The organism is Microcoleus sp. B6-A1, assembly GCF_036705085.1.
Taxonomy (GTDB): domain Bacteria; phylum Cyanobacteriota; class Cyanobacteriia; order Cyanobacteriales; family Microcoleaceae; genus Microcoleus.
This window is the reverse complement of record NZ_JAUBTU010000020.1, coordinates 27112-49452: the sequence shown is the minus strand read 5'-3', so window position 1 is coordinate 49452 and position 22341 is coordinate 27112. Positions and strand designations below refer to the sequence as shown.

The window sequence follows — 22341 nt, the reverse complement described above, 5'->3', positions numbered from 1 at the left end:
ATCACAAAAACTACCCCAAAATTTCCCCCACTCACACCAGTTCCCAAAAAGAATGAAACTGTAGACCAGCTCCCAACCTGACGGGAATCACTTATTCCCCCATCGAAAATCGAAACTCGAAAATCGAAAATGGTATGACGTTTTCTATGCCTAACCCTTGACAAACCAGCCCGACCCATGATACACACACTTCTCGAACGACTTTTCCCGCGCACCCCTGACAACAGCCGCGACGAGGTAAAACGGCGCCTCAAACTGGTTCTAGCCCACGACCGCTCAGAACTCAGCCCAGAAATGGTTGAGTCGATGCGCCGAGAAATTCTAGAGGTGGTGTCTCGCTACGTGGAAATCGATACCACCGGGTCTGAGTTCTCGCTGGAGAGCGACCAGCGGGCCACAGCACTAATTGCAAATCTTCCGATCCGGCGAGTCAGACTAGAACATCCACCGGAGAATTTGCCCAAGAATTTGCCCCCGAATCGGCCAGAGAATCGACCAGAATATGTACCGGAGTATGTAGTCGAAATTCTCCCCGAAACAAGAGAGTGATAGGGATTGAGATTTTATTGTCAGGCAAAGAGTTCGATTCGAGCCGATCGGCATTTAAATTAAAGTATAGCAACCGCTTTCGTCGGTTAGAAAATCGACTACAATTAGTCGCCAGTTTTGCAGAGCGATCGCGCCGACTTTGGGGCCCAAACTGTACATTTATACCTTTTTGATCAGGTCATTCCAGCGATCGAGTTAAATGGCATGAAGAAAATCGAAGTTGCTCAAGCGTTGGGAATCCGTCGCAACACCATCGACGCCACAAGTCGATGGTATTGCAACGCAGGAGACTTCCCAGCGGAGGGCCTTGTGGAAACGGCCTGGTAATGGTCACTGGCATCACAAAACAGGGCGAAGTTCCGAGAGTTTGTCAAAATACACAAGCACAATAACCCAAGCTGAGATTACACAACTGTGGGAGGCAGGGCATGATTGCTTTGTACTCATACAAAAAAAATAATTAAGAGTTGTAACCCCTATTGACATCGGCACAGTTAGCTAATATTCTTATTATTTAAGATTTAAAATTCTTTAACTATTTCCAGCAAAAACTTAATAAAGTTTTCCAGTCCGCGCCTCCCTCCATAACCACTTCTAATTCTAATAAAGAGGAAGATTGAATCATGGCAGTATCTCTGACAAAAGGACAACGGGTATCGCTTGAAAAAATTTCACCCGGTCTCTCAGAAGTATTCGTAGGACTGGGATGGGACGTTAAAGCTACAGACACGGGTTCTGACTTTGACCTAGACTCATCATTGTTCCTCTTAGGTGCTAACGAAAAATTAATTTCTGATAACCACTTCATTTTTTATAACAATCTCACAAGTCCAGATCCCGACAAATCAGTGCAGCACCTGGGAGATAATCTCACGGGGGCGGGCGAGGGGGATGATGAAGTTATCAAAATCAACCTCAAAAAAGTGCCTAATGATGTCCAAAAAATTCTTGTAACTGTAACCATCCATGAAGCACAGCAACGCCGTCAAAATTTTGGTCAGGTGCAAAATGCCTTCGTGCGGATCGTTAATGCCCAAACACAACAGGAAGCTGTTCGCTATGACCTTGTAGAAGATTATTCCATAGAGACGGCACTGATCATGGCTGAACTTTACCGGAAAGACGGTGAGTGGCGTCTCAATGCAGTGGGAGCCGGCTATCAAGGTGGTTTACAAGCATTACTCGATCGCTATAGCTAAAAGGTAAAATACATGGGAATTAACCTACAAAAAGGACAGCGCATCTCGCTTTCCAAAGAAGCGCCAGGGCTAACAAAACTGATCTGCGGATTAGGCTGGGATGTGGCGAAACGCTCAGGTGGGGGTTTGTTTGGGGCTTTTAGCAGTGCTCCCGATTATGACTTGGATGCCTCAGTGATTTGTTTAGATCGAAATGACAAAGTGAATGATATGACCAATATCGTTTATTTTGGCAATCTCTCCCACCGTTCAGGAGCTATTACGCATCTAGGTGATAATCTGACTGGAGCGGGAGAGGGAGATGACGAGCAAATTCTCGTCGATTTATCTCGAATTCCCTCGCAAATTGTCAAACTGGTATTTACAGTTAACATTTACGATTGCATTGCACGCAAGCAAGACTTCGGACAAGTTCAAAATGCGTTTGTGCGTTTGGTTAATACGTCCAATAATCAAGAGCTCGCCAAATATAACCTATCAGGTTCTGAATACAAAGGCATGACGGGGATGCTGATGGCAGAAATTTACAAGCATAATAATGAGTGGAAAATGGCAGCCATCGGTAACGGTGTTAAGGTTAATGGGTTACAGGAACTTGTGAAAACCTATGCTTAACAACTCCTTCGGTACATAGATGCTCCTTACTTCCTGGAATCAGAAGTGGACAACAACGATCGAAACCTTTTTTTGTTGACAATAGCTAATCAGCCGAATTTGCATTGAAGGAAAACCAATAGAATGGGAATCCAATTAACCAAAGGTGAAAGGTTAAATCTTTCTAAAGCTGCTCCCGATTTAAAACACGTGGCGATTGGCTTAGGTTGGGATGTGAGCCAGGTTGGCCCAAGCTATGATATTGATGCTTCTGTGTTTATGTTAGGTGCTGCCGGCAAAATAATTCATGAAAAATACTTTGTATTCTATAATAATCTGAAATCACTGGATGGCTCTTTAAGACATTCAGGAGATAACAGAACTGGGCAAGGCGAAGATGATGATGAGACGATCTACGTAGATTTGACAAAAGTCAAGATTGCTATTGAGCAAATAGTTTTTGTTGTCACTATTCACGAAGGGCTGGAAAAAAATCAAAATTTCAGCCAAGTTAAAAATGCGTTTATCAGGCTTTACAACCAGGAAACAGGAGTCGAGTTAGCTCGGTACGATTTAAAAGAAGCTTTTTCTCAAGAGACAGCGTTGGAGTTTGGCAGATTGTATAGAAAAGACTTAAAATGGAGATTTCGAGCAGTAGGAGAAGGTTATAAAGCCGGCTTGCAAAGTTTTGTCGATAGGTATTTTGTCGAGACTAAACAGGAAGAGAAGAAAGTAGATAGTTCTGTACTAACTCATCAAAAAGAAACCCAACAGCAACCTATTGATATTACAAAAAAAGCAGACATCAGCCTTTTAAAAGCCAAAGTAGATATTTGTCTTAAAAAGAAAGGAATTGATGATATCCTAGCAAGAGTTGCTTTGGTTTTGGATATTTCTGGCTCTATGAGCCATCAATATAGTTCTGGTGCAGTGCAAGCGTTCCTTGAAAGAATAGTTCCAGTAGCTAGCAGACTAGATGATGATGCTACATTAGATGTTTGGTTTTTTGGCTCAACATTCAAAAGAACAAGCTCGGTGACGGAGACAAATGTTGATGGCTATATCACAAAAAAAGCCGGCGAAATGAAGAGAGCTTTACTTGTTTTTAAAATGCCTTCTCTGATGCTGGAATTAGGCGGCGGAAACAATGAAAGTTTGGTAATACAAGATGTCATAAAAAAGTATACTCAGGAAAAGCCTAGTAAACTGCCTACATTTATTGTTTTCCTCAGTGATGGAGGCGTTACTAATGAGCCAGAAATTAAAAAATCTATAGTTGAAGCTGCAAAATATCCGATTTTTTGGCAATTTGTGGGATTGGCTGGTTTTAACTATGGAATTCTGGAAAGACTAGATAGTATGGGTGGCCGGCTGGTTGATAACGCTAACTTTTTTCATTTAGACGATTTGGGGAAAATCACTGATGAACAATTGTATGAAAGACTGCTGAATGAATTTCCCGCTTGGATTAAGCAGGCCAGATTGAAAGGAATATTAAAATAGGGAAATCGGAGCATTTTGTTGGAGACTGTGGCAACTATCAACTCAACCCATAGCCTTAGCTAAAATTAGCTCAAATTAACAAGAATACTACGATAAAAAATTCCTACAATCAGTCAATGTCTCTGTACGATCGCCTAGACTTAACCAAACACAATCGCCAGCTAAAACTCCCCCTCTCTCAACGGCTAAACCTGACTAAACCCCCCAAACTCCGTTGTCAGGGCTGTCGTTCCCGTATCCGGCCTGAGTGGGAGTTTTGCCCTTCCTGTGGAGGAGTTCTAAGGGATAAAGATAGCGATTTTCGCCGTTGCATTTGGGTAGATGTATCAGGAATGGATGTCGCACCCGAAAATAAAGAAGCGATCTTTTCCCTGTTGATGGACGCCTTCTCCAAACTCTACGGCGCATTTAGAAGCATCAAAGTATTTTTGACATCTGATCCCCCCGATCGCCAAGAGTGGGGCGAAGATTTTACCCATGTTTATATATTCGTGGATAGCCAGCCGGTTGACTATCTCGGCGTGGCTAGCTTCAAATCGGGAATGGTTACAGATCGGGCGATTATTCGGATTGACCAAGTATTCTATGCTTCTTACAATGCCAGCCTTAGTCTCAATCAACTATCTAACTTAATTGCAAATACCATTGCCCATGAAATAGGGCATACACTAGGACTCGATCATTCTGCACTTCCGACCGATGTCATGCACAATGGACTCGTTCATACTGTTCATAGCTTAATGCCTCCCTCATTTCATGCAGAGCAAATAAACTCAATGAACAATGCTATTCGCAGATATAAAGCCTTGAATAATTGATGGGCTAGAACCAGGAAATAGCTGAATTTAGAGATCGAATTCCCCAGGATTAATGCCCACAGCATGGCAAGCTTCTTTGACAACCTTCTTTTCATCTTTGTCAAAATTACCATCCGCACCACCGATAATAATGCCAATTTGGATGACGGCACGACCTTGGTCTAGTTTTTTATTAAGTTTCCCTATCGCTTGGATAGCCTCAATTTTACCAAAATCGAAGTCCTGTGAGAGCTTCTCACAATAAAAATCAAATTTTTGCTTTAACTCCGACGCCGGAAAAATTTGGAGTGTTTCATTGGAAATTATTAGAGCAGCCGTTTTTTGTCTTTCCTCGGTATTGATAGTGCCATCAGCAGCAGCAATCAATGCACATATTGCCATTGAGGCATCAGCAAAATCATTGTTTTTAAACTTGGAAATATTGGTTTGCAGAGAAACATTGATTTGTGATACGTTCTGCTTTAATTTATCCCAGAAAGTCATTTTTTCTCCTGTTTGGTGAATGAGATATGATGTTTATGACCGGAGTCACAGTAATCTAAGCTGCTCTTGCTCTTAACTTGCCAAGCAATTGCCAGACCCTGTAAGACCCTTAACTTTATCAATTACACTCCTGTAGTGTATCATGGTTCTTGAGGTTTTAGATTAATCAAGTCAATCTTCATAACTAATCGCTCTTTCACCGGTTTTTTCGTGGACTATCTTAATAACTAATCGCTCTTTCCAGAGTATCTTGTAACTGAAGTTCTAACGGTCGGTCAGAGCGAATTTTCAAACCCGGTAAATCGTGTTTGACTAACGTTTTTTCGCCGGTTTCAGCAGTTGCCAACGGCCAGAGTACCCAGCGGCTGCCAGGGGAAAGAGTGCTTAAACTTGCAGAGTTTTGAGTCAGCCAAATTATCGGCAGTTTCGACCGATTATCGATCGCATCTTCCCCAGCATTAACCGCCGCTAAAGTTTCCAAAACTACCCGGTTCCCCGAAACAAGTCCAGTCCCGGCAGTCCAAAGTTTGACGTTTAACAGGCGCTTGCTAGCATAGAAGTAAAGAGACGCAGCTACTGTCACGGCTCGTTCAAATTCTTCTGGCTGCCACGCCGCAGCGCTGTCGAGAGCAATAATAATTTCTTGACCGCCTGCTGCAACTTCTAACTCTCTCACCCGCAGTTCTCCGTAGCGGGCGCTGGTGCGCCAGTGAATCAGGCGGGTGGGGTCTCCGTGGCGGTAAGGTCTCAGGTTGCGGGTGAGGCCTTCGGTAGCAGTTTGCGATCGACTGCGATTGTAAAATTGCGGGCTGTCTTCTTGACCGATGCGATCGATCAAAGGACAAGTGCTCAACGGCAAAACTTGTGGATAGACAACCGCCAGCGCTTTGACTGCGCGACTGCGCCGGCACCAAAACAACCCTAAAGGTGCCGCCGTCCTCAAGTTTACCTCTTGCCAACGATAGACGCCGCGCTGCCGGACTTCCAGATAGTATGTATCCCTGTATATACTGTTCGGCTCTATGACTTCGATCGGGCGGACGACCGGTTCTCCCAATACAAACGGCAAGATGTCTATCACTTGCAACAAAGTCTTAGGTTGGCGGGCGCGATTTTCGATTTCTAGTTCGACGGTGATTTGATCGCCCGCACTCACCGGTTCGATCGGGCGGCGACGGACTTCCAGCGAACGGAGCGATTTTCCCGGCAAAACCGCCGCTACTCCCAACAGCGCTAAACCCCCACCGCTGAGCACGTACAGCCACCCAGACATTGTATTAGTCGCTGACCCAAAAAAGAAAACCGTCATCCCCGACAGCAGCCAACCCGCGTAGGCAGGGGTAACAGCGCGATTTTCGAGCCAGTCGGCGATTTTGTGACCGATGTTCATAGGAGTTGAAATTGTTAATTACTCGATCGCCCCATCAAGCCTAATTGTAAATTATTCTCAGCATTTAGCACCGAATTAGCGGAGAGCGATTAGATTAGAAATCTGGCATTTTTTCGCAATAAATCTACATTGACCCCGCCCAAAAACGGATACCCTGCCACGTACACTCAGTCAGGGTCGAGCCCAAAATTTTAGACTCTAGTTCCTGCTCCCAGATTAATCTGTGGAGTAAATCTAAAATCTAAAATCTAAAATCTAAAATAGACTGACTGGAGACCAAAAAATGAACCCATTAAACAATCCTACACCCCTTCGACCAGAGGCTCAAGCCCGCCGAACACCGCCCCCGCCCCCGCCCTTGGCTGCAACTCCCGCGCCACCTCCTGCACCAGCGCCGAGTGCGCCCCCCGCAGCCCAGAAGCGGTCTGTTGAGACACCCGTCAGTACGATCGAACAAATGGTCAGAGATGCCCATAGCGCAGGAGCTTCCGACATTCACATTCGAGTCGGCCAAGTACCTCGATTTCGGATTCGGGGCGTGATGCAAGTAGCAACTAACCACCCCAAAGTAACGCCAGAAATTTTTGAAAATTACCTAGCCGAAATTCTCACCCCCGAACAGCGAAAACAGTTTGCAACTACCAAGGAATTAGATTCAGCAATTTTTTACCCGGGCTTCGTGCGGTGTCGGCTAAACTGTTTTGATTCCCTCAGCGGCGGTGCCCTAGTATTGCGGTTGATTAGTTTGGAAATACCTACTATCGATTCCTTGAGGTTGCCAGAAGTTTTCAAAAATATCATTTTGCGATCGCAGGGATTAATATTGGTTACAGGGCCTACCGGTTCGGGGAAATCGACAACCGTAGCTGCGATGATCGACCACCTCAATCAGATGGAGCAAAAGCACGTAGTTACAATTGAAGACCCGATCGAATTCATTCACCCTTCTAAAAAATGCTTGGTCAGCCAGCGGGAAGTCGGCTTGCATACCCACGAGTTTCAGCAGGCTTTGCGGGCTGTTTTGCGGGAAGATCCAGATGTAATTCTGATCGGGGAAATGCGCGATCGCGTTACCATCAATACAGCGTTGCAAGCCGCTCAAACTGGTCACTTAGTATTGGGAACTCTCCACACTCGCAGCGCCATTAACGCTATTAATCGGTTGTTGAACCTCTACCCACCCGAGGAACAACAGGCGATGCGGATTCAAATTTGCGATTCTTTAGTAGCGGTAATTGCCCAACTTTTGCTGCCAACAGTTGATAACCGTCGGGTAGCAGTTCACGATATTTTGGTGAATACACCTGCCATGCACGATTACTTGATGAAAGGTGCTGATGATGAAGCTTTCCGATTAATGGAACATGATACTTACGAAGGAATGCAGATTATCAACCAGGGTCTTTACAAACTGGTGCTTGAAGGCAGAGTGACGATCGAAGAAGCAGCAAAAATTTCTCCCGAAGCCAGCGATTTAGACCGTCGCTTGCGGACAGGAGGCTACGATGTTGCCGACGCTCGCGGCTTTGAAGGCAGCAAAAAAGAACGCACCGTTCGCGCCTAGTAGCAGCACACATACAGGGGTAGGCACAGCAGGACTACCCCACCCATCAAGTAACAAGATTTTCAGCAGACGAAAATATTTGATGAGGGCTTTCATGCGTATTTTTACTTAAAATCTCCCTTTAGTTAGTAACAAAAAATACATTTTAATTAAATAGTAAAATGCTATAATCAATGCCGAGTGTATTGTTAAGTTTTTTAAACCTAGACCCTACTTTACATAAACTTTAAAATTGCGTGAAAACTCGCAGGTTATTGCAAAGAAATAGTAAAGATATCTTCGGAGTATTGCCAACACTCAGCAATTTAAGTATATAGTTGTAGTGACAAATTTTCGACATAGAACATTCCGACTTTGCCGATATTTGCCGCTCGCAGAAATAAGCAAGTTAAAAAAGCGCTTAATAAAACTACAAGCAGAGCCGAGGGCGTGTCTTTCCGATTAAGTAGCTTTCCGTCGAAAAAATCCTAAAACCAAGCAGACTTTTAAAGATTCTGTCCCTCGATAATTTGTTTAACAACTCGCTTATCAGCAACGGTATTTCTAGAATTTAAAGGAGCAAAAAAGTGAAGAGTGCATTTAACCAAAGAGAAGTGTTTGAAGGTGCCAGCAAAGCCGAAATAATCGATCGCATCCAGCAGCTAGTTCCGCCCGGTTCCCCGGAACCCCAAGATCCTGAAATCCTCGCGGTTTTACAAACTCTCACCGCACAGCTAATCTCCGCCTATCAAGCCGACGGACAATTAGAAAGCGAACCTTTTAGCGACGTGCGCGATCGCACTATTCACCTATACGCATCCGCCTGCAGCAGCCAAATCAAAGGAAAAACCATCCTCATCACCGGTGGAGAAGGATGTGTCGGCAGTTTCTTAATCGCAAAACTCCTCGAATTAGGCGCAACTAAAATCATTTCCGCAGACAACGCCCGATGTCAAAACGCCGAAGAAAATCTCCCGCTTTTTACCCAAGAAGGTGCAGTAACTTTCTATGCCGCCGACATTCGCAACTTCGAGGCGCTCAAACACATATTTGAGGTAGAAAAACCAGCAATTGTTTTTCACCTAGCAGCCCAGCGCCAACCCGGACTAGCTGAAATCAAAATCCGAGAAACAGTTACAACCAGCCTGTTAGGATGTAAACACATCATCCAACTCTGCGAAGAATACGGCGTAGAACACTGCATCTTCTCTTCCACAGGCAAAACATCTCGATATTTTACAACCGAAGTTTACGCCGCCTCGAAGAAGTTTGCCGAATGGCAATTTGCCAAAGCAGCTCAAGAAGGAGATGTCACTTACGGGATGGTTCGCTTTACTCATATGTTAGAAAATAGCTTGTTCTGCGAGCAAATGTCCAAAAAAGTAGAGCAAGGTAAAACTGTCAACGTTCACGCTCCCCACCGCTACGTAACTGCTCAAAATCTTTTTGAAGCCGTACATTTATTGCTGAATTCTCTGATTGTTTCCGTTCCCGGAAAACTGAAATTTGTTGCCGTAAGTAATCTCGGTTGGCCGACAGAAACCTTGGAAGTAGCTCTTTATAAAATTCTTGAATCAGGCAAAAATCTGCCGATTTATTTTCAAGGACTTTTGCCGGGATATGAAGAACCGTTTTTCCTAGGACAATTTGACTGGAAAAAACCTACCGATATTCACCTTCTAATTAATGTCTTGGAAGATCCTTTTAGAAGTGTTAACGATGCTGGCGACATGGTGAGTGTAGAATTAGCTCCTTTTTCTTTGCGCGTGTTAGATAAACAAGTATCGAAGCTGGAAAGCTTAATCATCGATCCAGATTTCCCCGAAGTGCAAATCAAGCACGCTCTTGTCGCAGCGGAAAAAGAAGTGATTGCTTCCTCTTTTGCGTGGAGTGCCCCCGAAGACTTGTTGAAGATTTTGCAGTGGGGAATCAATCCCAAGAAATTGCAAGGTTACGGAACGGAAATCGCTGACTATAGCGAGATTATCGAACTCCTCCTACAAGGAATTTGCGGGCGGCTTAACCAAGAAGTCTTGCACAGTGCTGGAATTACGGCAGATGAGTTTGATGACTTAGTTGAGAGTCTTTCTACCCTGGATTCGATTCAAGCAGAAGTGGGATATTTGCGATCGATATCGAGATATCTCAGAGAATTTGCACCCCCCGCACAGTTCACCACCAAAAAATCTGAACCTGTTGCTATCCGCGATGCAGCGTAGCTTGAACATAGTTTTCAGTTTGGAGATTGCTTTGTGACTGCCCACCCACAGGGGATGAGTTATATCAATTCCGGTTGCAGGAGGGAAATGATTGTTGACAGTTGACAGTTGACAGTTGACAGTTGACAGTTGACAGTTGACAGTTGACTCGGTGTCGAAAAACTGAATGGTTGAGTGTTAACTCTTGACTCGATTTTATTATTCCGATGCAACCGGATTTGATGTTAAACATGGACTAAGTGTTTAGTGGATTAAAAATAGAACACCTAGAAACCTGGTTTCTAAAAGAAACCAGGTTTCTGCTGTCTGGGCTTGTTTGAGGTGTAATTAAATTGAGTGATTTAACATTGTCAGAATTGACATGATATGATATTATTGGCGACCACACAACCGCAATCAAATTAATTTGTAGGGATGAGGCTAGTCCTAGTAGTTTTAGGAGGACTTAAGTTCTCACAACAAATGTGAGAAGGGTGATTTTTTGCGGGCATGATATGATGATATAGCCATCCTTGCAGGAGTCGTAAATTTTTGACCCCACCCCAACCCTCCCCTTATCAAGGCGAGGGAGTAAGAAATTTACAAATGATTGAGGATGGCTATACTTTAGATAGCGTGGCGCCGTGAGTTAACAAAGGTGCAATAAGATTAAATAAACTCAATGAACGCGACAAATAAAATTAAATTAAGGTACTAGAATTGTGGAAATTAATCAGCTACTATTCCTATTGATAGATGTTGTGCTATTGGCGATCGCCCTGATCCTTCTAATTCCCGTTGCAGTTCTATTTCTAGAATGCAGTGCAGCTTTCTTGTCCGGCGAGGGCGAGACAGCCGAAACTAAAGCGCCCCGCCCCAAAGTAGCAGTTTTAATTCCCGCTTACAACGAAGCAGCAGGAATTGCCGCCACCATCTCCACCATCTTGCCACAGCTAACACCTCAAGACCGCCTGTTAGTGATTGCTGACAACTGCACGGACGCCACGGCAGAAATCGCCCGTAACTCCGGTGCAAGTGCGATCGAGCGCCAAGACACACAACGCAAGGGCAAAGGATACGCACTGGATTTTGGCTTGCAGTCGATCGAATCAGACCCCCCCGAAGTCGTCATCATGGTTGACGCAGACTGCATCTGTCAGCCAGACTCTATAGAAAAATTAGCCAGGGTTGCAATTGCTGAACAAAGACCCGTACAAGCGACTTATTTAATGGAACAGCCACCAAATCCTACTCCCAAAGATTCCATTTCTGCTTTAGCATTTCTTGTGAAAAACTTAGTCCGTCCCAGCGGCTTAAAACAGTTAGGATTCCCATCATTACTAACAGGTACTGGCATGGCTTTTCCCTGGTCGATAATTCGATCAGTTTCCCTAGCTAGCAGCAATATTGTTGAAGATATGCAGATGAGTTTGGATTTGGCGATCGCCGGACACCCAACAGTATTCTGCCCCGAAGCCAACGTCACCGGGTGTTTGCCACAGCAGCAACAAGCAGCTAAAAGTCAAAGAACCAGGTGGGAACACGGTCACATACAGACATTGTTAACTCAAACTCCCCGGCTGACAGCAGCTTCAGTCGAGCAAAAACGTTTTGACTTATTGGCGATCGCCCTCGACTTATCCGTCCCTCCCCTATCGCTTTTAGTCGCTATCTGGCTAGCTGCTTTTGCCGCCTCTTTACTAGCAGCAATTTTGGGAACATCCCCAATTCCCGCCGTCTTGTTAGCAGTACAAGGATTACTGATTTTAGTTTCAATTGTCGGCGCTTGGGCAAAATTCGGGCGTGCCGATATTTCTGGCTCAACTCTCTTATCTGTACCTTTTTACATCCTTTGGAAAATCCCTTTGTATCTAGGTTTTCTCCTGAAGCGGCAGACTAAATGGGTGCGGACAGAACGCGATGTTTAATATTTAAATTGAGAAGTTTTAACCGCACATATCAGCCGATAAACACAGATTAACACAGATGAACGCAGAGATAATTGTATCTGCGTTCATCGGCGTTTATCGGCGGTTAAAAAAACATATATAAAAACTTAGGGATGAGAATTAAATAAAATCCACTTTTCATGACTGTTGTGGGATGGGCGTCCCGCCCGTCCTTTCTGGGCGGGCGGGACGCCCATCCCACAAGAAAAAAGGGAAATTATTTAATTGACGATCCTTACAAAAAGTTCACTGCTTCACGGGAATTTCAATCACAAACTCAGCCCCTTCACCGGGCGCGGAAAAGCACATTAGCTTCCCGCCGTGTTTCTCGACTACAATCTGATAACTGATACTCAACCCTAAACCAGTACCTTGGCCCACAGGTTTTGTAGTAAAGAAAGGGTCAAATATTCGCGATCGTACTTCCTCCGTCATCCCCCGACCATTATCAGCAATATAAATTCTCACCAAGTTTTTGTCGCATACCTCAGTCCGAATCTTAATCTTTCGCTCAAAGATTGGAGATAAAGGATTTTCGAGTTTGGCAGTTGTATCCGGTCGCCCAACTCCTAACTCCACAGCATCAATTGCATTGCTCAAAATATTCATAAACACCTGATTTAACCCAGAAGCATAACAATTTACCTTCGGCAGTTTACCGTACTCTTTAACTACCTCAACGCCATGTCCGAGTGCATCCTTTTTCAACCTATGCTGCAAAATTAGCAGAGTCGAATCAATCCCGGAGTGAATATCCACTGGTTTCATCTCGGCTTCATCCAGGCGCGAGAAATTCCGCAGTGACAGCACAATATTGCGAACGCGATCGACCCCAACCTGCATTGATTTTAGAATTTTAGGCAAATCTTCTTGAATAAAAGCCAGGTCAATATCTTCTGTTCTAGCAACAATCTCAGGATTAGTATTCGGGTAAGACTCCTGGTAAAGCTCAATCAATCCCAGCAAATCTGAGCTATAATCGCTAGCATGGAGAACATTGCCATAAATGAAATTAATCGGATTATTAATTTCGTGAGCAACTCCCGCCACCAACTGCCCCAAAGAAGACATTTTTTCCGTTTGAATTAGTTGAGTCTGCGTCGAGCGTAATTGGGACAAAGTAACTTCTAATTGTGTCGCTTTTTCTCTCAATTGCCCCTCAGACAGTCGCAAAGCATCCTCCGCTAACTTGCGCTCCGTAATGTCCTGTATCGTCCCAAATAACTTAATCACCTTACCGCCATCAAAAATAGCTTGCGCCTTAAGATAAATATATCTGACAGCTCCATCAGCGCGCAAAATTCTCATCTCATACTCGCAAGGATTTCCTAATAGACTAATCTGCTCTACTACCTCTAACCACAACTTTAGGTCATCTGGATGAATTTGCTTCCTGTGTTCTAAAATAGTGGGTTCTGGTAGTTTAGGGTCAAGGCCAAAAATTCGGAATACTTCCTCAGACCAAGTTAATTTATCCCCCTCCAAATCAAATTCCCAGTTGCCGAGGTGCGCCAGTTTTTGAGCTTCTTGCAGCTTAGCTTCTTTAGTCTTTAATTCCTGCGTGCGCTCTTCTACTCTCACCTCCAGCGTCCGGGAATAATCCTCCAACTGTTCCTTAGCCTCCGACAAATTAGCAACAAGTACCGCATTTTCTAGAGAGATAGCAGCTTGGGAAGAAAGTATTTTCAAAACTTCTAACCTAGTTGGAGAAAACGCTTCAGTAGCTAAATTATTTTCCAGATAAAGGAGACCTACGAGTTTGCTTTGATTCAGAATAGGAGTACAAAGCGCAGATTTCACTTGCTGCCTTTTAATATAGGGATCGTCTGTAAATAGACCTTCTCTAGCAGCCTGACTTAAAACTACATCTAAGTGCGTTTTTTCCACATAATTAATCACCGTTATTGGCAAAACCTCTGCAGGAGATACTCTAGGGCATTGTTCAACTGCAACATCCGAAGACTCCACCGATGCCGCTGCTTGAATCAGCAATTTGCCTTCCTTGGGCATCAACAGAAAACCTTTTTGTGCCCCAGCATTCTCGATCGCCATTTTCATTAATTTTTCTAACAACTTGTCCAACACAATTTCACTAGCTAGCGCTTGAGATGCTTTAACAACAGTTGTCAAATCCAATAAACTGCTGTGACTGCTGCTCGTGCTATAATTAGTGCTAGTAATAGTTCGATCTCCGCTGGCTTTTCCCGCCGATGCAGGGGGTAAAGACATCGGATACTCTGACTCCAAATGTTTGACCTTGGCGGTTGCTCCCCAATGAAGATAGCCGTAGTAAGCATCTATTAGATAACTCTGAGCCACTTTGTTTCGACCGCGAGCCAGATAAAATTCTGCCGCCCGTTCGTTGGCTAGCGCTTCTTCGTGGATGTATTCATTCTCCGAAGCTCCTTTCACTGCTTGATCGTAATACAGAGCCGCTTTTTCATATTGTCCCAATACTCGCGCTTTCTCTGCCTCTACCAAGTCATATTTATGCTGATAATTTCCCGGAGAGTTCACAGCCCAATGCTTCATTTTTTTCTGAAGCGAAGCAACTTTTTTTAAATATTTTTTCTGTTCAAAATTTGAAGCTGTGGGATACAAAGCTAAGAGTGCTAGGGAATAGTAAAAATTGTGGATGGGAACATAGATCATGCCCATCACAGCCTCAGAATAATTTGATGCCATAATGGCATTATCAGCAGAGATTGCATAATCTTTAAAGAGATAATTTAGCCATGATTTAGAAAAATATACTACAAATATTACCAGATTATTTTGACCCTCCCTTAATCCTGGTAGCATAGTTTCTTCATTAAACTTTTCGCCCGTCAATAGGCAAGGATTGGCTGTTTTACCTTGCAAGTTTAAGACAACTTGCGCCCCTACTCGGGATTGATAAATCATAAATTCATTCTTATAATTCACCAACATTTGAATATAGTGACTCTGCTTAGTCTCCACAGAATCCAGAGGTTCCCCACTCAAAAATATATAATTGCTGTAAAAACTAGCACAATAACAAGCATTGTTGACATCTCCCGTTTCCAGTCCACTCTGAATACCCTCAAGTAAACCGCTAAGACTTTCCCTGACGTGCTCAGACCAGTGACGGATAAAACCATTAAAAATTAGTGAAATTTGAGAGTTGTACAAGTTGGTGTGGAATCGTTCTAAAAGTGCCTGAGCCATTTGACCGTATCGGTATCCAGAATCCATATCGCCTAACACCCCACACTGGAGCGAAGCATAGTTTGAATACCCAACACTAGATAGTGGCGTATTCCCGTACTTAAGAGAAAGAGTAACAATTTTAAAAGCGATCAGTGGGAACATATCGGGTAATGCTATAAAAGCAGCCGGAACCATATTCGTTAAAATCCGTATAGCCGCAATTTTATTAGGGTCAGTCATTGGTGGCAGTTGTAATAAATCCTCAATCTGCTTATTTCTTAAAGCTAGTTTTGTGCGAAATAGCTCCATTAAAATATTTAGTTTTTGTGGATTTTTAGGTATGTACACTCCCAGCATTCTCAAAGCTTCTAGAGCTATATCTATCGAAGCTTGGGCTTGATTTTGATTGAAGTAAAAAATAACTTTTAGCTCATAAACGGGGAGTTTATCTAGCAAAGTTTTGGCGCGGGACATGATAACATTTGATAGGTGAAATGAGCGCTCAAAATCGGTATTTATATACGAAGCTTCCAGTGCTTCGGAATGGATTTCCATGATTAAATCGTAGTGACTCTGCCAAGCTCCATCGGGTAGAAGTTCTAGACCTGCATTAAAATATTTGAGCGCTGCTTGATAGGCGGCACAACTCTTAGCTTTCTTACCTGCTATGAGATTAAAGTTAGCTAGTTCAGTTCGCTGTTCCTGATTTGTGATGAATTCCACCCCGATATTGAGTTGGTTGACAATATCAAAGATATTTTCTGCTATCTCCGATGCCGTAGGGGCGGTGCCCCCGTGCCCGCCGTGCAATAGCATGGAGCCGATTTTTAAGTGAGTTTGTTTTTTCTCGGAGTCAGGGATGAGAGAATAGGCGGCTTGCTGTACGCGATCGTGCAAAAACCTGTAATCAATTGAGCGTTGCATAATTGCGGGATGATTTTGATTGTTTTGTGGGATGGGCGTCCCGCCCCTCCGGTGTGTTTTCACTATTTCTTCATCAAGCATCGGAATTTTGTAAGCATCGCTCATTGGCAGAATTAAACCAGCTTGAAGTGCATCCCATAAATGAGCCGCCGTTTCCGGGCCCGATTTTTCCCTAACAATCGCCAAATTTTCTAAATTAAAACGGTTGCCCATACAAGCCGCTAATTTCAATACTTGCTGCGTCTCCTCCGGCAGTTGTTGCAGATTCCGAGCAACTAATTCAACGACACTGTAATCTGCAATGCCAGCGGCTTCAATTTCCGTGATGTCCCACTGCCATGCACCAACAGTGAAATCAAAAACTAACAGTTGTTCTGAGTGAATAGTTGAAAGAAGTTGAGTTATAAAAAATGGATTTCCGCCAGTTTTATTAAAAATTAACTCGGTCAAAGATTTTAAGTTTTCAGTTTGATTACCCAAAGTATCGCGTACTAGCTCAGTGACGCTGCTCAAATCTAAACATGGGAGGATAATGTGATGCACAGCAGCACCACTCTGTTGAATTTTTTCGACAGTTTGAACTAACGGATGAGTCGAATTCACTTCGTTATCTCGATAGGCCCCTATCAGTAAAAAATATCGGCTATCTTGGTCAGTAACTAATTCCTCAATCAATTTTAAGGAAGCTAAATCTGCCCACTGCAAATCATCCAAAAATAGAACTAATGGGTGTTCGGCTTGGGCAAACACATTCATGAATTCTTTAAACAATCGATTAAAGCGATTTTGAGATTCTGTCGGCCCCAATTGTGGAACAGCAGGCTGCGAACCAATTATTAGTTCGACTGAAGGGATGACATCAATAATAATTTCACCGTTATTACCCAGCTTTGACAACAGCTTTTCTTTCCAAATTGTTAATTCTTCTGAGCTGGTTGTTAATAACTGCTGCATCAATGACTCAAAGGCTTGAGTTATTGCAGCATAAGGAATATCCCGCTTAAACTGGTCAAATTTTCCAGCAATAAAATAACCCCGTTGCCTGACAATTGGTTTGTGGATTTCACTGACAACTGAGGTTTTACCGATGCCTGAGTAACCGCTTACCAACACCATCTCTGTCTTCCCAAAGCTGACTCGCTCGAATGATGCCATCAAATCAGCGACTTCTTGTGTGCGACCGTAAAGTTTTTGGGGAATCAAAAATTGACCAGATTTGTCAAGTGTCCCTGGAATAAAATTTTCAATTTTGCCAGTAGTTTGTAGCTGAGTTAGACAATTTTCCAGGTCTGCTTTTACTCCAAAGGCACTTTGATATCTGTCTTCGGCATTTTTAGCTAATAGTTTCATGACAAGGGATGAAATTATCTGCGGGACTTGATTGTTTAGTTGATGGGGAGGAACTGGCGTCACCGCAATGTGGCTGTGAATTAATTCTAGCGGGTCGGTTGAATTAAAGGGCAACTCTCCTGTTAGCATTTCATAAAAGGTGATGCCTAGAGAGTACAAGTCAGTTCGGTAGTCGAGGTCTCGGTTCATCCGACCAGTTTGCTCTGGGGATATATAGGCTAGAGTGCCTTCTAGCACCATAGTATTGCTATTTTGGTGGACTTCTCTCGATAGGCGCGTCGCCATGCTAAAGTCGGTGATTTTTACTTGTTTTAAATCTGGTGTTATGATAATATTTGAGGGTTTTATATCTTTATGAATAATCTGGTTTTGATGCACTTCTCCGAGAGTTTGAGCCACTTGAATAGCTAGTGGCAAAAATTTATGAAGTTTAATGCTTTTACCCGCTTGATGGTGCTTGAGAGATTGACCGCCACAATCTTCTAAGATCAGAGCGAAACTGTTGTTATATTTTTCTAAGCTATGGGGTTTGACAATCCCTTCGAGTTTGAGATTCGAGCTAATTTTGTATTCATGTCTCAAACGGGTAATTTCTTCTATTGTGGGGTACTCGGTATTGAGTGTTTTAATAATGACTGACGATCGATCGGATTCCCTGACTCCGCGATAAATGATCGACTTCACACCAAGTTGAACAACTTCTGTGATTTTGTAACCGGGAAGTGTATTCATGCTTTTATTCTGTGACTAATTGTTGGGTTAACATCGTGCTTGATGTCGATCGAATCTCTGGCGAACTCTACTTAAGTATTTTTTGTAAGTATGGTAATTTGGGATACCTTATAATCTAAGTAATTACTCAGGGATTTTTTAGATAGCGAGATGCCTAAACTTTGAAAGTGCCTGGACGGGCGGACAGCCAAACATCTGGTTTGAACTCCGACTTAATCATGTACGGTCTGACACCTCACCGAGTTGATTGCCATATTGTAACAAATTCTGTGATGTCGATCGCACACATGACAGACAAATTTTTATATACTCAAGGTTTTGCTCAACGTTTGAGTCCGCTAACCAACAACGAAGGGGACGCCCGGAGGACGAAAACGCAGGTTTAGGCGATCGAGAACATAATTAAACGTGATGTCAAACACAACAATTATTGATTTAAATCACATTTGCGTCGTGATTAAGTTACTAGCCTATAGATTCATTAATCAGGTGCATCACAATGGAAGAAGTCCTAGAATTGATTGAAAAGAAGAAGCAAGAATTTGCTAAAGCAGAGCTATTTGAGTTTATGCGAGACAAAAGTATAGATCCAAGACAACGCCTAGCTTTCGCTCCCTGCATTGCTCACTTTGCAATGAGTTTTGGTGAATTGAACCAGTCTATTTTCAGAGAAGAACCAACCAACGATCCTCTTCAGGCAATGATCAACAATCATACTTACGAAGACGATCATCACTGGTTGTGGTTTTTGGCCGACATGGAAACACTGGGTATTAATAACAAATCCTTGAAGTTCAGCGATGCTTTGAATTTTGTCTGGAGCGAACAACTAAAAGCTTCACGGTTGGTAACATATCAAATTTTTCGATACGCTTTTGGAGCCAGTCCAATCACTAAGCTAGCAATTTTGGAAGTGGTAGAAGCATCGGGTAACGTGTTCTTGTCAGCGACAGCATCAATTGCCGAAGAACTCCGATCAATTACTAAAAAGGAGCTTATCTATTTTGGCTGTTTTCATTTGGATGTGGAAACAGGTCATACTACAGGGACGCCGGATGTTGAGCAATCGATCAAAAACATACCACTGACTATTGAGAGCCGTCAAGAGATTTTTGAGATAGTTGAGAATTTGTTTGAAATTTTCACGAAACAGATTGCTGAACTTCTGGTTTATGCAAAAACCCATAGCTTTGACCAACCTTTTGCCCAGCCCCGCGAGATTTTGCAACCTTTAAAAGCTGCGTAGCTTACGAGATGTAAAATTTGCTACTTTTAGAACCCGATCAATCTTAGAATTAGACAAAATCTATTACTTACAAGGAGACCTATCATGTCACAACTTAACAGCAATTCTTCTACGCTCATGAATGAACTAGAACCGAATTTGATCCACTCTTGGACAGAGAATTTGGATATTGCTCACACTTGGACAGAGAATTTGGATATCGCTCACACTTGGACTGAGAATCTGGATATTGCTCAAACTTCTCCCATAGCTGAAGATGAGAAAGTAGCAGTCGGATAAAATCTGTTGCAAACTGAAAGGTTGCACCAATGTCGATCGGGGGCTTTTTCGTGGGTGGGGGCGGGTTTACTTAACCTGTTTGTACCATTTAAAGCGGTTGGTGAACCCGCCCCTACAAATTTTTGATACTGGTGCAACATCTCAGCTAAAACCTGTTGTAAATAACTATTCAGCCACCGAATGATGGGCGGGTTTCTTTAACCTGTTTGTACCATTTAAAGCGGTTGGTGAGGGGAACCCCTACAAGTTAAGAATAGTTAGACATTTTTCTCGTCAATACCCAAATTCAGCATCTACTATTTCTCTGTGATATGAGCCATTACGACGTTGTAATTGTGGGTGGCGGCCCCGCTGGGAGCACTGCTGGCACTCTGATCAAGAAATACAATCCCAATCTGAGCGTGCTAATCCTAGAGAAAGAAAAATTCCCTCGCGATCATGTTGGGGAAAGTCAATTGCCTCAAATTAGTGATGTGCTTCAAGAAATGGGATGTTGGGACAAAGTAGAAGCAGCCGACTTCCCAATTAAAATCGGTGCTACCTATCGCTGGGGAACAGATCCGCATCCTTGGGATTTTAATTTTATCAAGCCTGAACAGTTTAAAGATGAGCGGCGTCCTGCTAAATTTGAGGGACAGAGACGGCAAACTGCTTTCCAAGTCGATCGAGCAAAATATGACGAAATTTTGCTGCGTCACGCGGAAGAAATGGGATGTTTAGTAAGAGAAGAAACGCCCGTTGTTAAAGTAGATATAGAGGGCGATCGCATTACCGCCCTGCACCTGCGGCAAGAACAAATAACTGCCCGCTACTACCTCGACGCATCGGGCCACATCGGCGTGCTGCGACGAGTTTTAGGAATTGAAACACACTGCCCGACGCGGTTGCAAAATATCGCTATCTGGGACTACTGGACAAACGCTGAATGGGCCGATAAAATTGGCGTTGGTGGCACCCGCGTACAGGTAATGAGTTTGAGTCACGGGTGGATTTGGTTTATTCCCTTGGGCCCCACTCGCACCAGTATCGGCTTTATTTGCCCTGCGGAACATTACAAGCAGATGAAACAGCGGCCAGAGGATATATACTCTCAAGCACTCAACAGCGAACCCCGCATCAGCAAGTTAATCGCTAATGCTACCAGTACCGGAAAGATTGAAACTACAAAAGATTGGTCATTTTTGGCTGATAGAACAGTAGGAGAAAACTGGTTTTTGGTCGGAGAAGCGGCAGGTTTTGCTGACCCTATTTTAGCTGCTGGCATGACTTTAGCTCACACTGGTGCCCGTGAAGTCGCTTACACAATTTTGGAACTAGAGCAGCAGAAGCACGAGGCTAACTGGCTGAAAACTCAATACGATCACAATCAGCGCAGCCGAGTTAAAAAGCACATTCGGTTCGCGGATTACTGGTACGCTGCTAATGGTCAGTTCACTGATTTACAAGAGCATTCTAGGGAAATCGCGCGGGATTCTGGGTTGAATTTAAGCCCGGAAAAAGCTTTTCAGTGGTTGGCTCAAGGCGGATTCACGAATGATATTTTGGGTCAAGCTGTGATTGCTGGATTTGATTTGGGTTCTATGAAACAGGTGATGCAACGCTTTTCGCAGCAGGAGGTTCCGTGGCTACTTTCGGCATACAATGTGTTTCAGTTAGATTTATTGGATGCGGAAGTCGAGTTTGTCGCTGTTTATGATGCTGGTCAAATTAGCAAGATCAAGTGTTATGTGAAGAACGGTCAGCGCTTGCCTGTTACAGGATTCTACGGTTTGCTGATTGACATTTTGGGCCGCACTCAGTACATTGAACAAATTTATCGGCAGTTGGTACTGGTGTTTAAGGAACGTTTTTCTGTGCAACACGCACGAGTAGCTCTTCATCAAGCCCTTGGTTGCTTGGAGGTGATGGTGAGTTCTGGTATTGTCAAGGCGATATTAAACCCGGAGTTGTCTAAGTTGAATATTTCCATACCTATGGAAGGTGAGTTAATTCACACTCACAGGGATGTGAATTAAGGCGCTACCAGAAAGCTTGACCCCAAACCATCTCAAGTCTTAAAAAACAAAAAGTCTGAAGCTGGAAAATTCCAACTTCAGACTTTTACTAACTCCCCGGGTAGGATTTGAACCTACGACCAATCGGTTACACTTATCCCAACGTTTCCGAAGGGGGCGGACTATTTCATCATCCCTACAAATCATGTTTGTGATTTGTCGTCGGATGTCGGGCGCTATGAGATTTATTGGTTAGGCTCCTCATCTCTAGTCTCTGCACCTTTCCGGCTACTTGCGATCGTAACCGCTGCCTTTCGCCAGACTTGGCTCAAGATTGCCGCCACCCGAAGTGCTGCGGTTTCCTTGAATTCACCCGATTTTTCAGTATCCGTTACCGGATAGAGCTGCTATGTCACTAG

Annotated in this window: 15 protein-coding genes; 12 read left to right on the top strand and 3 right to left on the bottom strand. The window is 43.6% G+C overall.

From position 1 onward, the window contains the following. Positions 1-177 precede the first annotated feature (177 nt). The 5 genes from minE (at position 178) to QUB11_RS09695 (ending at position 4663) form a co-directional block, all read left to right on the top strand. A complete protein-coding gene (minE, locus tag QUB11_RS09715) occupies positions 178-549 on the top strand; it encodes a cell division topological specificity factor MinE (RefSeq protein WP_333157722.1) in 372 nt (123 codons plus the stop codon). A gap of 623 nt (positions 550-1172) precedes the next feature. Next, the gene (locus tag QUB11_RS09710) at positions 1173-1748 is read left to right on the top strand and encodes a TerD family protein (protein WP_333203840.1); all 576 of its coding nucleotides are present in this window, start codon (positions 1173-1175) and stop codon (positions 1746-1748) included. 12 nt (positions 1749-1760) lie between these two features. Continuing rightward, positions 1761-2363, top strand: a complete 603-nt coding sequence (locus tag QUB11_RS09705) for a TerD family protein (protein ID WP_333203838.1) — start codon at positions 1761-1763, stop codon at positions 2361-2363. 123 nt (positions 2364-2486) lie between these two features. Then, positions 2487-3845, top strand: coding sequence for a VWA domain-containing protein (locus tag QUB11_RS09700; RefSeq protein WP_333203836.1), 1359 nt, complete (start codon positions 2487-2489; stop codon positions 3843-3845). 116 nt (positions 3846-3961) lie between these two features. Then, positions 3962-4663, top strand: coding sequence for a zinc-dependent metalloprotease family protein (locus QUB11_RS09695; protein ID WP_333203835.1), 702 nt, complete (start codon positions 3962-3964; stop codon positions 4661-4663). 27 nt (positions 4664-4690) lie between these two features. Here QUB11_RS09695 and QUB11_RS09690 read toward each other — a convergent pair whose 3' ends face one another. Next, a complete protein-coding gene (locus QUB11_RS09690) occupies positions 4691-5146 on the bottom strand; it encodes a TerB family tellurite resistance protein (protein ID WP_333203833.1) in 456 nt (151 codons plus the stop codon). A gap of 220 nt (positions 5147-5366) precedes the next feature. After that, positions 5367-6536 (bottom strand): DUF58 domain-containing protein, encoded by a 1170-nt coding sequence (locus QUB11_RS09685; RefSeq protein ID WP_333203831.1) that lies wholly within the window; start codon positions 6534-6536, stop codon positions 5367-5369. A 283-nt stretch (positions 6537-6819) separates the two neighbouring features. Between QUB11_RS09685 and QUB11_RS09680 the strand changes: the two genes are divergently transcribed. From QUB11_RS09680 to QUB11_RS09670, 3 genes are all read left to right on the top strand, one after another. Further along, a complete protein-coding gene (locus QUB11_RS09680) occupies positions 6820-8100 on the top strand; it encodes a PilT/PilU family type 4a pilus ATPase (protein WP_333203829.1) in 1281 nt (426 codons plus the stop codon). 566 nt (positions 8101-8666) lie between these two features. Continuing rightward, complete coding sequence (locus tag QUB11_RS09675) at positions 8667-10298, top strand: polysaccharide biosynthesis protein (protein WP_333203827.1); 1632 nt, start codon at positions 8667-8669, stop codon at positions 10296-10298. A 701-nt stretch (positions 10299-10999) separates the two neighbouring features. After that, a complete protein-coding gene (locus QUB11_RS09670; protein WP_333203826.1) occupies positions 11000-12205 on the top strand; it encodes a glycosyltransferase family 2 protein in 1206 nt (401 codons plus the stop codon). 267 nt (positions 12206-12472) lie between these two features. Here QUB11_RS09670 and QUB11_RS09665 read toward each other — a convergent pair whose 3' ends face one another. Then, complete coding sequence (locus QUB11_RS09665) at positions 12473-18403, bottom strand: AAA family ATPase (protein WP_333203825.1); 5931 nt, start codon at positions 18401-18403, stop codon at positions 12473-12475. Between the two features lie 161 nt (positions 18404-18564). On the opposite strand from QUB11_RS09665, the gene QUB11_RS09660 reads away from it, so the two are divergent. The 4 genes from QUB11_RS09660 to QUB11_RS09645 all read left to right on the top strand — a co-directional run bounded on the left by QUB11_RS09660 (position 18565) and on the right by QUB11_RS09645 (position 21943). After that, on the top strand, positions 18565-18789 hold the full coding sequence (locus QUB11_RS09660) for a hypothetical protein (RefSeq protein WP_333257499.1): 225 nt from the start codon (positions 18565-18567) through the stop codon (positions 18787-18789). 113 nt (positions 18790-18902) lie between these two features. Further along, positions 18903-19649: a hypothetical protein gene (locus tag QUB11_RS09655; protein ID WP_333153733.1), complete on the top strand. Its 747-nt coding sequence runs from the start codon at positions 18903-18905 to the stop codon at positions 19647-19649. Between the two features lie 84 nt (positions 19650-19733). Then, the gene (locus QUB11_RS09650) at positions 19734-19928 is read left to right on the top strand and encodes a hypothetical protein (protein ID WP_333203821.1); all 195 of its coding nucleotides are present in this window, start codon (positions 19734-19736) and stop codon (positions 19926-19928) included. Between the two features lie 311 nt (positions 19929-20239). After that, positions 20240-21943: an NAD(P)/FAD-dependent oxidoreductase gene (locus tag QUB11_RS09645; RefSeq protein ID WP_333203819.1), complete on the top strand. Its 1704-nt coding sequence runs from the start codon at positions 20240-20242 to the stop codon at positions 21941-21943. The last annotated feature ends 398 nt before the right edge of the window (positions 21944-22341 follow it).

What these genes read in the sequence shown, in the direction of transcription:
- QUB11_RS09685 (WP_333203831.1), bottom strand. Translation starts at nt 6,536, where the DNA reads ATGAACATCGGTCACAAAATCGCCGACTGGCTCGAAAATCGCGCTGTT.
- minE (WP_333157722.1), top strand. Translation starts at nt 178, where the DNA reads ATGATACACACACTTCTCGAACGACTTTTCCCGCGCACCCCTGACAAC.
- QUB11_RS09695 (WP_333203835.1), top strand. Translation starts at nt 3,962, where the DNA reads ATGTCTCTGTACGATCGCCTAGACTTAACCAAACACAATCGCCAGCTA.
- QUB11_RS09655 (WP_333153733.1), top strand. Translation starts at nt 18,903, where the DNA reads ATGGAAGAAGTCCTAGAATTGATTGAAAAGAAGAAGCAAGAATTTGCT.
- QUB11_RS09700 (WP_333203836.1), top strand. Translation starts at nt 2,487, where the DNA reads ATGGGAATCCAATTAACCAAAGGTGAAAGGTTAAATCTTTCTAAAGCT.
- QUB11_RS09650 (WP_333203821.1), top strand. Translation starts at nt 19,734, where the DNA reads ATGTCACAACTTAACAGCAATTCTTCTACGCTCATGAATGAACTAGAA.
- QUB11_RS09690 (WP_333203833.1), bottom strand. Translation starts at nt 5,146, where the DNA reads ATGACTTTCTGGGATAAATTAAAGCAGAACGTATCACAAATCAATGTT.
- QUB11_RS09705 (WP_333203838.1), top strand. Translation starts at nt 1,761, where the DNA reads ATGGGAATTAACCTACAAAAAGGACAGCGCATCTCGCTTTCCAAAGAA.
- QUB11_RS09680 (WP_333203829.1), top strand. Translation starts at nt 6,820, where the DNA reads ATGAACCCATTAAACAATCCTACACCCCTTCGACCAGAGGCTCAAGCC.
- QUB11_RS09710 (WP_333203840.1), top strand. Translation starts at nt 1,173, where the DNA reads ATGGCAGTATCTCTGACAAAAGGACAACGGGTATCGCTTGAAAAAATT.
- QUB11_RS09645 (WP_333203819.1), top strand. Translation starts at nt 20,240, where the DNA reads ATGAGCCATTACGACGTTGTAATTGTGGGTGGCGGCCCCGCTGGGAGC.
- QUB11_RS09665 (WP_333203825.1), bottom strand. Translation starts at nt 18,403, where the DNA reads ATGAATACACTTCCCGGTTACAAAATCACAGAAGTTGTTCAACTTGGT.